At 64.0% G+C, this 14,284-nt stretch carries 10 protein-coding genes; 8 read left to right on the plus strand and 2 right to left on the minus strand.

Translation table 11 applies throughout. The features are described from left to right. From QM694_RS11445 to QM694_RS11475, 7 genes are read left to right on the plus strand one after another with little or no spacing between them, the layout of a single operon-like run. Entirely contained in the window at nt 1–987 is a 987-nt protein-coding gene (locus tag QM694_RS11445; protein ID WP_415007060.1) for an ABC transporter ATP-binding protein, read from the plus strand. Beyond that, complete coding sequence (locus tag QM694_RS11450) at nt 984–1,970, plus strand: peptide ABC transporter ATP-binding protein (RefSeq protein WP_415007061.1); 987 nt, start codon at nt 984–986, stop codon at nt 1,968–1,970. Before QM694_RS11445 ends, QM694_RS11450 begins: the two co-directional genes overlap by 4 nt. Nucleotide 1,971: 1 nt before the next feature. Continuing rightward, on the plus strand, nt 1,972–3,552 hold the full coding sequence (locus tag QM694_RS11455; RefSeq protein WP_415007062.1) for a 5-guanidino-2-oxopentanoate decarboxylase: 1,581 nt from the start codon (nt 1,972–1,974) through the stop codon (nt 3,550–3,552). Beyond that, nucleotides 3,545–4,195, plus strand: a complete 651-nt coding sequence (locus QM694_RS11460; RefSeq protein WP_415007063.1) for an HAD family hydrolase — start codon at nt 3,545–3,547, stop codon at nt 4,193–4,195. The genes QM694_RS11455 and QM694_RS11460 overlap by 8 nt, the downstream gene beginning before the upstream one ends. A 49-nt stretch (nt 4,196–4,244) precedes the next feature. Beyond that, nucleotides 4,245–7,685, plus strand: a complete 3,441-nt coding sequence (locus tag QM694_RS11465; protein WP_415007064.1) for an acyl-[ACP]--phospholipid O-acyltransferase — start codon at nt 4,245–4,247, stop codon at nt 7,683–7,685. Continuing rightward, the gene (locus QM694_RS11470) at nt 7,682–8,947 is read left to right on the plus strand and encodes an aconitase X (protein ID WP_415007065.1); all 1,266 of its coding nucleotides are present in this window, start codon (nt 7,682–7,684) and stop codon (nt 8,945–8,947) included. Before QM694_RS11465 ends, QM694_RS11470 begins: the two co-directional genes overlap by 4 nt. After that, on the plus strand, nt 8,914–9,354 hold the full coding sequence (locus QM694_RS11475; protein ID WP_415007066.1) for an aconitase X swivel domain-containing protein: 441 nt from the start codon (nt 8,914–8,916) through the stop codon (nt 9,352–9,354). The genes QM694_RS11470 and QM694_RS11475 overlap by 34 nt, the downstream gene beginning before the upstream one ends. Here the strand turns inward: QM694_RS11475 and mdoH are convergent. Both mdoH and QM694_RS11485 read right to left on the minus strand, forming a co-directional pair. Next, a complete protein-coding gene (gene mdoH, locus QM694_RS11480) occupies nt 9,339–11,213 on the minus strand; it encodes a glucans biosynthesis glucosyltransferase MdoH (protein WP_415007067.1) in 1,875 nt (624 codons plus the stop codon). The two genes, QM694_RS11475 and mdoH, sit on opposite strands and share 16 nt — an antisense overlap. Continuing rightward, nucleotides 11,186–12,757, minus strand: a complete 1,572-nt coding sequence (locus QM694_RS11485) for a glucan biosynthesis protein (protein WP_415007068.1) — start codon at nt 12,755–12,757, stop codon at nt 11,186–11,188. Before QM694_RS11485 ends, mdoH begins: the two co-directional genes overlap by 28 nt. A 134-nt stretch (nt 12,758–12,891) precedes the next feature. Between QM694_RS11485 and QM694_RS11490 the strand changes: the two genes are divergently transcribed. Further along, complete coding sequence (locus QM694_RS11490) at nt 12,892–14,064, plus strand: pyridoxal phosphate-dependent aminotransferase (protein WP_415007069.1); 1,173 nt, start codon at nt 12,892–12,894, stop codon at nt 14,062–14,064. The last annotated feature ends 220 nt before the right edge of the window (nt 14,065–14,284 follow it).

The following is a 14,284-nucleotide window of genomic DNA, read 5'->3' on the forward strand; positions in this document are numbered from 1 at the left end:
ATGCCCCTTCTCGACATCCAGAACCTCACGGTTGAATTCAAGACCTCCTCCGGCTGGTTCCGCGCCGTGGATGGCGTGTCGCTCTCCGTCGACAGGGGCGAAGTGCTGGCGATCGTCGGCGAGTCGGGGTCGGGAAAGTCCGTGTCGATGCTGGCCGTGATGGGGCTTCTGCCGTGGACGGCCAAGGTGACGGCGGACCGCATGGTCTTCGACGGCCGCAACATGCTGGAGCTGACCGCGAAGGAGCGCCGCCAGATCATCGGCAAGGACATTGCGATGATCTTCCAGGAGCCGGCGACGAGCCTCAACCCCTGCTTCACCGTGGGCTTTCAACTCACGGAAGCGCTGAAGGCGCATCTCGACCTCGACAAGGCGGGGCGCAAGGCACGCGCCGTGGAGTTGCTCAAGGCCGTGGGCATTCCCGCCGCCGAGCAGCGGCTCTCTTCCTTTCCGCACCAGATGTCGGGCGGCATGAACCAGCGCGTGATGATCGCCATGGCGATTGCCTGCAATCCCAAGCTGCTGATTGCCGATGAACCGACCACCGCGCTCGATGTCACCATCCAGGCGCAGATTCTCGAACTCCTCGTCAAGCTGCAGAAGGACACCGGCATGGGCCTCGTGCTCATCACACACTCGATGGGCGTCGTCGCTGAAACGGCGGAGCGCGTGAGCGTGCAATATGCGGGGCAGAAGGTGGAGGAGCAGAAGGTGGCGGACCTTTTCCGCGATCCGCACCATCCCTATACGGCAGCCCTTCTCTCGGCCCTGCCCGAACGCGCCACAGGCCGCAGGCTGCCCTCCATTCCCGGCGTCGTGCCGGGGCAGTTCGACAGGCCGAAGGGCTGCCTCTTCGCGCCCCGCTGCGTCTATGCGACGGAACTGTGCCGCAATGCTGTGCCGATCCGCGTCAAGGGCACGCTCTGTCACTATCCGCTCGTCAACGGCAAGCCCGAGGGCCACCCCGGCGTGGAGAAGGCAGCATGACCACGGTGCTCAACGCGCAAAACCTCACCCGCTATTACAGCGTCTCGCGCGGGGCCTTCGCGCCGCCTGCGACCCTCAAGGCGCTGGACGGCGCGAGCTTCACGCTGGCGCGTGGGAAGACGCTGGCCGTCGTTGGGGAATCGGGCTGCGGCAAATCTACCCTGGCCCGCCTCGTGACCATGATCGAGCCGCCGACATCCGGTTCGCTGGTGATCGAGGGCAAGGAGGTGGCGGGCGCGTCCCCCGCCACGTTGAAAGAGCTGCGCCCCACGGTGCAGATCGTGTTCCAGAATCCTTATGGCTCGCTGAATCCGCGCCAGAAGATCGGCCATATTCTGGAAGAGCCGCTGCTCGTGAATACCAAAGCATCGAAAGCCGAGCGCACCGAAAAAGCCCGCGCCATGATGGCGAGCGTGGGCCTGAGGCCTGAACATTATGACCGCTACCCGCACATGTTTTCCGGTGGCCAGCGCCAGAGGATCGCCATTGCAAGGGCGCTGATGCTCGACCCGGCGATCCTGGTGCTTGATGAACCCGTCTCGGCGCTCGACGTGTCGATCCAGGCGCAGGTGCTGAATCTCCTCGCCGACATTCAGGACAGGCACAACCTCGCCTATCTGTTCATCAGCCATGATCTCTCGGTGGTGAAGCACATCGCCAATGAGGTGATGGTGATGTATCTGGGCCGCGTCGTCGAGAAAGGCCCGCGCGAAGCGGTATTCGCCAACCCGCAGCATCCCTATACGCAGGCGCTGCTCTCCGCCACGCCGCAGCCCGACCCCGCGAAAAAGCGCCAGCGCATCGTGCTGAAGGGCGAACTGCCCTCACCGCTGAAGCCGCCCACGGGCTGCACCTTCCATCCCCGCTGCCCCATTGCGTTTGACACCTGTGTAGGCCTCAATCCGGCGCTGCTTGCCCATGGCCCAAGCCTTGTGGCATGCCACGCCGTGAACCCGCCCGCTTCCACAACACAGGCCGCATGACATGGCGAAACGCGCAGAACTTTCAACCGGCGAGGCCCTCGTCGGGCTTCTCGAGGATTATGGCGTCGATACGATTTTCGGCATTCCCGGCGTCCACAATATCGAGATGTACCGCGCCCTGCCGCGCTCGAAAATAAAGCATGTGCTGGTGCGCCACGAACAGGGCGCGGGCTTCATGGCCGATGGCTATGCAAGAGCCACCGGCAAGCCCGGCGTGTGCTTCACCATCACCGGCCCCGGCGTTCTCAATATCCTCACCCCCATCGGGCAGGCGTGGTCTGACTCAAGCCCGGTGCTGGTGATCGCCACAGCACTCGACGTGAAGGATTCAGCGCAAGGGCGCGGCCGCCTGCACGAGATGCTGGACCAGCGGGGCGCTGCCGCCACGGTGACGGCGCTGCACATGCGCGCCTATACGCCCAAGGACGTGCGCGATGCCATTGCCCGCGCCTTCGCCAATTTCGCCAGCCAGCGGCCACGGCCCGCTTATATTGAAGTGCCGCTCGACATTCTGAAGGAAGCGGCGGGCGAAGGCTGGACGGCCCGCGCCCTGCCGAAGAAGCCGCTGGCCGATCCTCAGCAGCTCGCCGCGGCGGCCAAGCGATTGAACGCCGCCAAGCAGCCCATCATCGTGCTGGGCGGCGGCGCGCTGGACGCCGGAAAGGCGGCGCTGGAGATCGCCGAGAAACTCAACGCCCCCATTCTCACCACTGTGGCCGGCAAGGGCGCGGTGCCGGCAGACCATCCGCTGTGCCTCGGTTACCGGCTGGCCCAGCCCGCCGCCATGGAGCGATTGCAGGCGAGCGATGCCATTCTCTGCGTGGGCTCCGAAATGGCGGAAACGGATTTCTGGAACACCGAGGTGGTGATCGAGAAGAACCTGATCCGCATCGACATCGATCCCTCCTCGCTCGCCCGCCCGCACATCGCCGAGATCGCCATTCTGGGTGATGCAAAGGAAGCGCTCGACGCCTTGAACCCGCAGATTGCGAAGCGCGGTGCGCCAAGCCCTGCCGCGCAGATTGCAGTCGATACCTCCGACCCGGCGCGCGCCATGCTGGCGAAGGTGCTGGGCGTGATCCGTGGGAGCCTGCCGCCCGAAACCATCATCGCCTCCGACATGACGCAGATCGCCTATGCGGGGAATGAGGATTTTCCGGTCTCCCATCCCCACACCTGGATTCATCCCGTGGGCTTCGGCACGCTGGGCTTTGGCCTTCCCGCCGGGATCGGCGCGAAATTCGGCGCGGGCAAGACGCCGGTGGCGGTGCTGCATGGCGACTATGGCATCCAGTACACGCTGAACGAATTGGGCACGGCGGTGGAGCACAGGCTGCCGGTGATCGTCTTCGTGTGGAACAATGAGAGGCTAGGGGCCATCCACGACAGCATGGCGCATGCGGGCATCCAGCCCAACAATGTGACGCTGATGAACCCGGATTTCCAGATGCTGGCCAAAGCCTATGGCTGCCACGCCGAAAAGCCGGGATCATTGAAGGCGCTGACGCTTGCCATCGAGGCCGCGCTCAAGGCCGAGGGGCCGACGCTGATCGAAATGACGCCCCGGATGGTGAATGGCTGACGGAGCCATCATCTTCGATGTCGATGGCGTGCTGCTGGAGCTGACGGCGGAGGAGGAAGACGCCTTTTTCGTGCCCTTCCAGCGCCGCTATGGGCTTCAGGGCCTGTCGCGCGACTGGGACTCCTACAAGATCCGCAATGACGAGAAGATCGTCGCGGAAATTCTGGACCGTCACGGGCTTCCCGCTGGTGAGGCGGAAGCGATTGCACGGGACTATCTGGACGTGCTGGCCGCAACCACAAGGCCGGTTGAAATTCCCGGCGCGCGGGACTTGCTGACGGCGCTGGACGGCTTCAGGCTGGGCATCGCGACAGCCAATTTCCGGCGCGCCGCCGAGCAGCGGCTGACGGCACTGGACCTGTGGGAGCCTGTTTCGGCACTGGCCTTCGGCGCTGAAGGCTCCGGCCACAAGCGCGAGACGGTGGCCAAGGCCATTGCGGCCTCAAGGCTCCCCAAGGACCGCATCGTCTATATCGGCGACAATCTGAACGACGTGGAGGCTGGCCTTTCCAATGGCGTGCACTTCATCGGCTTCGCGCTTGACCCTGCCCGCCGCGAGAGGCTGGGGAAGGCCGGGGCAAGGCATCTCAGCGGCAATCATCTGGAAACTTTGCGGCTGGTAAGGTCTTCCCTCGCATTTTGAACGAATCTGCCTGCTCTGACATAAGGGGCGGGCAGCTTTCGAGGACCACATGACCGAAGAAACCCAGCTGGCCCTTCTCAAGACCCGCAAATTCCTGCCGCTCTTCGTGACGCAGGCGATCGGCGCCTTCAACGACAATGCGCTCCGCAACGGCATCGCCGTGCTGATCGTCTATGACATGGCGCAGCGCCAGGGCTGGAATGCCACCCTCTTCGTGCAGGCGGGCGCCGCGCTCTTCGTGCTGCCCTATCTGCTGTTTTCGGCGATCAGCGGGCAACTGGCCGACTTGGCCGACAAGGCGCTCGTCGCAAGGCGCGTGAAGCTGGCGGAACTGGCCGTGATGCTCTTCGGCGCCGCAGCACTTTGGCTCGACAATGCCTGGCTCGATCTTCTGGTGCTGTTCCTCGCCGGTTCGCTCGCCGCCTTCTTCGGGCCGGTGAAATATGGAATCCTGCCGCAATATTTAAGGCCGGACCAGCTCGTGGCCGGCAATGCGCTGATCGAGATGGGCACCTTCGCCTCGATCCTGCTCGGCACGATCTTCGGCGGCGCGCTGGTGCTGGCCTATCCTTCGCGTACGCTTCTCTCGGCCACCATTGTGGTGCTGGCGGTGATCGCCTATGCCGCGGCGTGGAAAATGCTGCCCGCGCCCTCTTCCGTCGAGAAGGGCAAGATCGACTGGAACGTGCCGCGACAGACCTTCAAGATCATCGGTTATGCGCGCGAACGCTGGGATGTGTTCTATGCCGTGCTCGGCGCATCATGGTTCTGGTTTTTAGGATTGGCGATCCTCAACCAGCTTCCTGTCTTCACCAAGGACATCCTGCATGCCGACCAGAATGTCTTCAACATCTTCAACGCCACCTTCACCATTGGCATCGGTGCGGGCTCGATGCTCACCAACACGCTGCTGAAGGGCGAAGTGTCGGCGAAATTCGTGCCCATCGCGGCGATCCTGATGACGCTGTTCCTGATCGACTTCTATTTCACGGCGGGATCGATCGACGCCATGTTCGCGGGCCAATCGGAGCTTGGCGTTTCAGCGTTCTTCTCCACCTTCCATGGCTGCCGCGCCATCGTCGATCTCTTCGGCGTGGCCTTCGCGGGCGGGCTTTATGCGGTGCCGCTCAACGCCATCATGCAGGAGCGCTCCTCGCCGCCCAAGCGCTCGCGCGTCATCGCCGCTAACAATATCCTGAACGCGCTGTTCATGATCGCCGCCACCATCTTCTCGGTGCTGGTGCTGGAAGTGCTGCATCTCTCGCAGCGGACGATGTTCCTGTCGCTCGCCGTCGCCAATGGCATCGCGGCGATCTTGATTTGCAGGCTTTTGCCGCAGGAACTCGCCGCCAGCATCGCGCAATGGATTTTCAAGCTGCTCTATCGCGTGGAGGTGAAGGGCGAGGAGAATTTCCATGCAGCGGGGCGGAAGGCGGTGATCATCGCCAACCACACCTCCTATCTCGACGGCCCCATCCTCTCAGCCTTTTTGCCCGAGCGCGCGTCCTTCGCCATCAACACCCATGTGGCGCAGGCCTGGTGGGCCAGGCTCGCCTTCCATTTCTTCAACATGATCCCCATCGATCCGACCAATCCCATGGCGATCCGCGTGCTGGTGGATGAGTTGAAGAAGGGCCGCCGGGTGGTGATCTTCCCCGAAGGGCGGTTGAGCGTGACGGGCGCGCTGATGAAAGTGTACGAAGGCCCGGGCGCTATCGCCGCCATGGCCGATGCCAAGGTGCTTCCCGTGCGCATCGAGGGAGCGATCTATTCGCCCTTCTCGCGCATGCGCGGCAAGCTCAGGCTCCGCTGGTTTCCCAAGATCACGCTCACCTTCCTGCCACCGGTGCGATTCGACGCGCCCGAGGGCCTGAAGGGCGCGGCACTCCGCCAGCACCAGGCCGACAAGCTGTATGACGTGATGACCGACATGGTCTTCCAGACCTCGCATTTCGACCAGACGCTGTTGCAAGCCCTGATCGATGCGCGCCACACCCATGGCGGCGATCACCCGATCATGGAGGACATCCAGCGGAAGCCTGCCGATTACAACCGGCTGCTGATGGGAAGCTTCATATTGGGCCGCCGCATCGCCAGGCTGACGCCGGGCGAAAAGAACATCGGCCTGCTGCTGCCCAATGCCATCGCCTCGGTGGTGACCTTCTTCGGCCTGCACACCACGGGCCGTGTGCCCGCCATGCTGAACTTCTCGACGGGGCCTGTGAACATGGCGGCGGCGCTGACCGCGGCGCAAGCTTCCACCATCGTCACCTCGCGCCGCTTCATCGAGGCGGGGCAGATGGAAAAAGACCTCGAGATTCTCCAGCGCAACCGCAAGGTCATCTATCTCGAGGACCTGCGCGACACGGTGGGGCTGTTCGACAAGCTCTATGGCGTCCGCGCCCGCCTGTTCCCGCATGCGGCGCTGAAACGCGCCGGAGCCTCCGCCGATCCCAACAGCCCGGCGGTGATCCTCTTCACCTCGGGTTCCGAGGGTGTGCCGAAGGGCGTGGTGCTGTCGCACCGCAATCTCAACGCCAACCGCAACCAGGCGGGCGCCCGCATCGCCTTCACGGCGCAGGACATCGTGTTCAACGCGCTGCCGATGTTCCATGCCTTTGGGCTTCTGGCGGGCGTGCTGCTGCCTGTGTTCGCGGGCGTGCGCTCGTTCCAGTATCCCTCGCCACTCCATTACAAGGTGGTGCCGGAACTCTGCTACGACACCAATGCCACGGTGCTGTTCGGCACCGATACGTTCCTGATGGGCTATGCCCGCAATGCCCACCCCTATGATTTCTTCAACATGCGCCTCGTGGTGGCGGGCGCCGAGCGCGTGAAGCCCGAGACGCGCGACATCTGGATGGAGAAATTCGGCCTGCGCATCCTCGAAGGCTATGGCGCCACCGAATGCTCGCCGGTGCTGGCCTTCAACACGCCGATGCACAACAAGACCGGCACGGTGGGGCGTCTCTTCGACCGGATCGACTACCGCCTCGATCCGGTGCCGGGCATCGAGGAAGGCGGGCGCCTGTTCGTGAAGGGCCCCAACATCATGCTGGGCTATCTGCGCGCCGACAACCCCGGCGTGATCGAGCCGCCGCCCGATGGCTGGTACGACACCGGCGACATCGTGAAGGTGGACGAGCATGGCTATGTGACGATCCTCGGCCGCGCCAAGCGCTTCGCCAAGGTGGCGGGCGAGATGATCTCGCTCTCGGCGGTGGAAGGAAAGCTGCACAGCGCCTTCCCCGACGACTTGCATGCCGTGGTGGCGGTGCCCGATGCCAAGAAGGGCGAGCAGCTTGTGCTGTTCTCGACCCGCGAGGGGCTGGACCGCAAGCAGGTCTCGGATGCGCTGAAGCAGGGTGGTGCGACGGAGCTGATGATTCCGAAAAACATCATCGTGCGGCCCGAACTGCCGCTGCTCGGCTCCGGCAAGACCGATTACGTGACGCTGAACCGGCTGGCGCAGGAACAGGTGAAGCCGTGAGCCTCGGGCTCACCGATGATGAAAGAGGAATGCTGGCGGGAGACCGTGGCCCCGCGCTGAAACTGGCCATGGGCCTCGTCGCCAAGGCGGCGAAGATCATGGGAGCGGAGCGGCTTGTTCCCGTCTCCTTCGCGCATATCGATGCCTGCTTCTACACCGGCCAGTCGCATGTGGATTTCGCCCGCTACCTGGCGGACCATGGTGCGAAGCCCGCCGTGATCACATGGACCAACAATGGCGTGGTGAGCTTGGCCAATCCGGAGCTTCGCGATGAGCGCGACGACCCCGGCATGGTGCGGGGCGCCAGGGCGGTGATGGAGCTTTATGCCGCCATGGGCTTCGTGCCCACCTGGACCTGCGCGCCTTATCAGCTTTCCGGCGGGCCTGGGCTCGGCGACCACATCGCGGCGGGGGAATCCAACGCCGTCTCCTATTACAATTCCGTCGTCGGCGCGCGGACCAACAAATATGGCGACTATCTCGATGTCGCCTGCGCGCTGACCGGCAAGGCCCCCTATGCTGGGCTGCATCTCGACGAGGGCCGCCGCGCCGGTCTGCACATCGATGCAGGCACGCTTCCCGAGAACTGGCGCGGGGACGATCTGTTTCCGCATCTGCTTGGCTATGTGGCGGGGCGGATTGCCGGAACGCGAGTCCCGGTGATCTCCGGCATCCCAAAGGCCACGCCGCTGTACGGACTGAAGGCGGTCTCCTCGGCTGTCGCGGCGGCGGGCGGCGTTGAACTCTGGCATGGGCTTGGCGTGACGCCGGAAGCGCCAGCACTTGAATGCGTATTCGCAGGCGGCGAGACGCATGTTCTGCATACGGACGATCTCCGCCGCGCCCACCGCGATCTCTCCACCGCACGCGATGGCCCGCTCGACGCCGTTGCGCTGGGGACGCCGCATTTCGGGCTGGAGGAGTTCCGTGCGCTGGTGCGCCTGCTGGACGGACGGCGCGTGAAAACGGGGCTTCCCGTCATCGTCACCACGAGCCGCGCCGTGCGCGCCATCGCTGCCGAACAAGGGCTGATCACAACACTCGAAAAGGCGGGCGTGCAAACGCCTGTGGATGTGTGCAGCTATTATTCGCCGCGCATCCGGGCGCTGAAGGGCCGGGTGATGACCAATGCCGCGAAATGGGCCTATTACGCGCCGGGCATGCTGGGCGTGGAGGTGGCCTTCGGCTCGCTGAAGGAGTGCGCGGAAAGTGCCGTGCGTGGAGAAGTATGGCGCGACCCCGCCTCATGGGTGGCGGCATGATCGCTGCCAAAGTTCTGCATGGCGCTGTAGCGCAAGGCCCGGTGCTGAAACTGGATGAGCCATTGAGCTTCTGGGGCGCCTTCGAGCCGCGCACCGGCATCATCCTCGACGTGCATCATCCCCAGCGCGGGAAATGCGTGGCGGGGACCATTTTGCTGATGCGCGAAAGCCGGGGCTCAGGCTCCGCGCCTGGCGCCATCGCGGAGGCGATCCGGCTTGGCACCGCGCCCGCCGCCATCATTCTGGTGAAGCCCGACGTCAATCTGGCCATCGGGGCCGAGGTGGCGGAAACGCTGTATGGCAAGCCCTGCGCCGTCCTCGCCGTAAGCGAAACAGAGTTCGCAACGCTGTGCGGCGCGGCGCATCTGCGCATCACGCGGGAGGGCGGGATTTATTCCGCAGGCTGAAGAAGTGCCCCTGCCGCCTCAGCCTTGATTTGAGAGTTGGCGGCTGTCTCCTGTTCCTCGGGGATGCGGAACAGATTGGCGCGCCACAACCATCGCCCGACGGCGGGAAGGCCCGTGGCCCATGAGATGACGGGCGCCAGCGCCAGCCCGCCCATGATCGGCAGAAACCAGAAGAAAGTGGCCCATGAGATCATGAAGGCCAGCGCGCCGAAGCCAATGCCGAACAACACATGGACGGCATGCTTGGCCGCCAGTTCCTTGAAGGGCGCGGCTTGCTCGTCACGGTTCTGCGTATTCCAGCCGGAATCGCGGCCTGAGAAAATATCCAGCACGAAGCGCGACTGGATCATCATCATGATGGGCGACAGCACCATCGACAGGAAGATTTCGGCGATGAAGCTCTTGATGAGGCCAAACGTGCCGCCGCAGCCTTTCCGCATCTGGGGATCGCGGAGCGCAATGATCACGCCCAGAACCTTCGGCAGATAGAGCACGAAGGCGGTGACGCCGAGAAGGCGAAGCGCGAGTTCGGGATCGAACACCGGCCATGCGGGGAACAGCGAAAAGCCATCCGGGAAATAATTGGGCTTGGTGTAGCGCGCCACCGTGGCAAGGCCCAGGCCCGTGAGCAAAAGCGCCAGCCACAGCGGCGAGGCGAGATAGGACATGATGCCCTGGATCAGATGTACGCGGCTGGCCCAGTGCAGGCCTTTTGCCGTGACGATCTTCATGTGCTGCAGGTTGCCCTGCGCCCAGCGCCGGTCACGCGCCGCGAGATCGATGAGCGACGGCGGCGTTTCCTCATAGGAGCCGCCGAGATCGGGCAGCATGTAGACGGCATAACCCGCGCGGCGGATCAGCGCCGCCTCGATGAAATCATGGCTGAGGATATGGCCGCCGAAGGGCTTGCGGCCCGGAAGTTCAGGCAATCCCGCCGCTTCCGCGAAGGCCTCGGTGCGGATGATGGCGTTGTGGCCCCAGTAATTGCCGTCCCGCCCGTGCCAGGCCGAAAGCCCGGCGGCGATCACCGGCCCATAGACGCGGCCTGCGAACTGCATCATGCGCGCATAGGGCGTCCAGCGGTTGCGGAGCAGCGGCAGCGTCTGGATGATGCCGGACGAGGGATCGGCCGCCATGGCGCGCGCCAAAGTGATGAGCGTATTCGCCGACATGTCGCTGTCGGCATCGAGGACGATCATGTGGGCATAGCCGCCGCCCCAGCGGGTGACGAAATCGGCGATGTTGCCGGCCTTGCGGTGATGGTTCTGCTCGCGGCGGCGGTAATAGACCTTCATCTTGCCCGCGAAGGATTTTTGCAGCGCCTCGAAGCAGGCCACCTCGCGCTTCGCCACATCGTCCTTCCGCGTATCGCTGAGGATGAAGATATCGAAGTGCTGACCGGCGTCCTGCTTTTGCAGCGCCCGGCCCATGCGCTCCAGCGTGGCGAAGACGCGCTCGGGGTCTTCATTATAGACGGGCATCAGGAGCGCCGTGCGGCCCGTATCCGCAAGCGCCGCCAGCTTCGGCGCATAATGCTTGTTGAGGAGCAGCAGCAGGAAGCCGAAGCAGGCGCTGGCGCAGGAGAAGGAAATCCACGCGAAGGTGAGCGCGAACAGCGTGGCGAACAGCATCTGCAGCCAGGTGATGTTGGCGGGGCTGATCACCTGATACATGCCATAGGTGCCGATGGCGGTGATGATGGCCGAGCCGCCGAACACCAGGATACGCGCCACCGTGACGCGCTTGAGATTCTGCAACGGGGTGGGGCCGCCCGGCCAGCGGCGCAGATCCTGCACCGGCATGGCCAGCGGCCGCTCGGGCGGCAGCGCCTCTAGCTTCTGGTCCAGCGGAACAGCCATGTCTCCGTTACCTTTGCATCGCCGCGCTTCAGCACGGCGCGCAGCTCTGCCATGTCAACGCCATTCACGTCATGCTCGAACGACAGCCGCATCGTCTTGGCGATGTCGTTCTGGACGATGTGCACCTTGTCGATCTTGCCGGCACTCGCCGTCACATCGGGGGTGAGTGTACCGGAAAGATCGCCGCCTGAAAACTCGATGACATAGCGGCGCTGGTTGATGTCGTATTCGACATTGCTTTCGGAGAAATCGGGATCGGCCCCGGTGCTCGACAGCACCGTGCGCGCCACCGGCATCTGCTGGCCCAGCGGCCAGTCCACGCACCAGTGCAGGCGGTAGACGAAATTATAGCTCTCGCCCTGCTTCAGCGGATCCTTGGGGTGCCAGAAGGCAACGATGTTGTCGTTCGATTCAAGCTGGGTGGGGATTTCAAACAGCTCGATATCGCCCTGCCCCCAGTCGCCGATCGGCTCGCACCAGAGGCTGGGGCGCAATTCATATTTCGATTCGAGATCGAGGAAATCGCGGTAGTCGCGCTTCCGCTGCATGAGGCCGAAGCCGCGCGGGCTCTGGTCCACGAAGGCCGAGACCTGCAGCGTGGCGTGATTGGCGAGCGGCCGCCACAGCCATTCGCCGGGACCTGTCTGCATCATCAGCCCGTCCGAATCATGGACGGCGGGGCGGAAATCCTCCACCGGCCGCGACAGCGAATCGAGAAGGAACATGCTGGTCATCGGCGCGATGCCGGAATGGGCGATGTCCTTCCGCGGGAAAAGCGTCATCTCGACATCGACCTGCGTGTCGTCGCCCGGCTTGATCGAGAATTTGTAGGCCCCCGTCACCGAAGGGCTGTCGAGCAGCGCCTCGACGACGATGGTGGAGGCGCCCTCATCGGGCTTTCTCACCCAGAAGCTGCGGAACTGCGGAAACTCCTCGCCCGTCGGCTGGCCGGTATCGATGGCGAGGCCGCGCGCCGACAGCCCGTAGAGCAGCCCCTTGGGCACGGCGCGGAAATAGGACGCGCCCTGGAACACCACGAACTCGTCCTGCACGTCCTTGCTGTTGATGGGATAGCGCAGCCTGAGGCCCGAATAGTGCATGTCGGTCTTGCCGTCGGTCTTCGGCGCCTGCGGGCCGAAGATGAAAAAGTCCGGCCAGTATTTGATGCGCGCCTGCTTGCCGTCGTCGACCACGAAAATGTCGACCGGCGTGGTGTAGAGGAAGCCCGAATGGAACAGGTCGAAGGAGAAGCCGGGGGCCTGGCCCTTCCAGATCGACTTGTCGGGATTGAAACGGATGTCGCGGTACTGGTCGTAGGTGAGCTTCTCGAAGCCCGGCGGCATGGTGACCTTGTTGTCCTGATAGGGCTTCTTGGACAGGTCTTCCGCCAGCTTGCGGACGAAATCCTCGCTGTAGTCGGCCGCCGTATCGAGAAACGGCGGCGCATCATCGGCGAGGGCAGGCACCCATCCCTGACGCATGGCAAACATCACGCCCGCCAGCTTCGCCGTCATCCCGAGGATCTGACGCCGTGTTGTACTCATGCACTCGAATTCCAGAAAGATTTGTGCGGCGCACAAATCTAACGCCCTGTTTTAATTTGTAAAGCCCCTTCGGGCGGCCTCTCGACCGCACCTAGGGCATGCACTACAAGCAGCGCCGAAGCAAGGTGGTTCCCATGAAATTTGCAGGCATTACAAAAAGGTTGGCTGGCCTCGGCTCGGAGAAATGGGCGGTGCACATCGAAGGCCGTAGGCGCGCGCTGGAAGGCCAGCCGATGATCTTCCTGTCGATCGGCGAGCCGGACTTGCCGCCGCCCTCAGCCATCATGGACGTGGCCAACCGCCAGATGCGGGCTGGCCGCACCCGCTATTCGAGCGGACGGGGTGAACCGGAGGTACTGAACGCCCTGTCGCGCCTGTATTCAACCCGCACCGGCAGGGCCATCTCCACCGACCAGTTCCTGTTCCTGCCCGGCACGCAGACCGCCCTTTACGCCGCCATGATGACGCTGGTGGATGAGGGCGACGAGGTGCTGATGCCCGACCCCTATTACGCCACCTATGAGGGCGTGATCGCCGCGGCGGGCGGCGTGCCGGTGCCGGTGCGCGTCGACCCCGACCACGGCTTTCACCTGAAAGCCGAGCAGCTTGAAAAGGCCATCACGCCCCGGTCACGCGTGCTGCTGATGAACACCCCCAACAATCCCACGGGGGCCGTCTTCACTCGGAGCGAGATCGAGAAGATCGGCCGGGTGTGCGAGAAACATGACCTGTGGATCGTCTCGGACGAGGTCTATGCCACGCTCACCTACGGCAACACGGTGTTCGCCTCGCCCTTCGATGAGGACTGGCTGGAGAAGCGCACGGTGGTGGTTTCCTCGGTGTCGAAATCCCACGCCATGCCGGGATTCCGCTGCGGCTGGATTGCCGCGTCGGAGCAGTTCTGCGCCAATGCGCTGCCGGTGACCGAGACCATGCTGTTCGGCTCGCAGCCCTTCCTCGAGGACGCCACCGCCTTCGCGCTCGACAATGCATTTCCGGAAGTCGCCGACATGAAGCGCGCCTATGAGACACGCGCCCGCACGCTGGTGGCGGGGCTCAAAGGCTCGAAGCATGTCTCGGCCCGCATGCCCGAGGGCGGCATGTTCGTGATGGTGGACGTGCGCAAGACCGGACTTTCCGGCGAGGCCTTCGCGCGGAAGCTCTTGGATGAGGAAAGCGTCGTCACCATGCCCGGCGAAAGCTTCGGGGCGGGTGGCGCGGGCCACCTGCGCGTGGCGCTGACCGTGGATGAGCACGACATCGCCGAAGCCTGCAAGAGGATCGTGCGGCTGGCGGAGAGGCTTTAGGCTTTCCCTTCCCCCCTCGCGGGGGAAGGTGGATCGCGCGTCAGCGCGAGAAGGATGAGGGGGTGAGGCAGTGGTCTGCGCAGCAGATCAATCGCTCCAGTGGAGCGATTGAAAACGCCGAACGCCGTGAGCAGAAGCGAACGGCCGGATAAATCCGGCCCTGCGCTTGCGCTCCGGGCGTTCGAGGCTCGAAATGGTCCACTGGACCATTTCGCAAGAC

This window comes from Aestuariivirga sp., assembly GCF_047602625.1.
In the GTDB taxonomy this organism is placed as follows: Bacteria; Pseudomonadota; Alphaproteobacteria; order Rhizobiales; family Aestuariivirgaceae; genus Aestuariivirga.

What these genes read in the sequence shown, in the direction of transcription:
- QM694_RS11455 (WP_415007062.1), top strand. Translation starts at nt 1,972, where the DNA reads ATGGCGAAACGCGCAGAACTTTCAACCGGCGAGGCCCTCGTCGGGCTT.
- QM694_RS11460 (WP_415007063.1), top strand. Translation starts at nt 3,545, where the DNA reads ATGGCTGACGGAGCCATCATCTTCGATGTCGATGGCGTGCTGCTGGAG.
- QM694_RS11450 (WP_415007061.1), top strand. Translation starts at nt 984, where the DNA reads ATGACCACGGTGCTCAACGCGCAAAACCTCACCCGCTATTACAGCGTC.
- QM694_RS11465 (WP_415007064.1), top strand. Translation starts at nt 4,245, where the DNA reads ATGACCGAAGAAACCCAGCTGGCCCTTCTCAAGACCCGCAAATTCCTG.
- QM694_RS11490 (WP_415007069.1), top strand. Translation starts at nt 12,892, where the DNA reads ATGAAATTTGCAGGCATTACAAAAAGGTTGGCTGGCCTCGGCTCGGAG.
- QM694_RS11475 (WP_415007066.1), top strand. Translation starts at nt 8,914, where the DNA reads ATGGCGCGACCCCGCCTCATGGGTGGCGGCATGATCGCTGCCAAAGTT.
- QM694_RS11445 (WP_415007060.1), top strand. Translation starts at nt 1, where the DNA reads ATGCCCCTTCTCGACATCCAGAACCTCACGGTTGAATTCAAGACCTCC.
- mdoH (WP_415007067.1), bottom strand. Translation starts at nt 11,213, where the DNA reads ATGGCTGTTCCGCTGGACCAGAAGCTAGAGGCGCTGCCGCCCGAGCGG.
- QM694_RS11485 (WP_415007068.1), bottom strand. Translation starts at nt 12,757, where the DNA reads ATGAGTACAACACGGCGTCAGATCCTCGGGATGACGGCGAAGCTGGCG.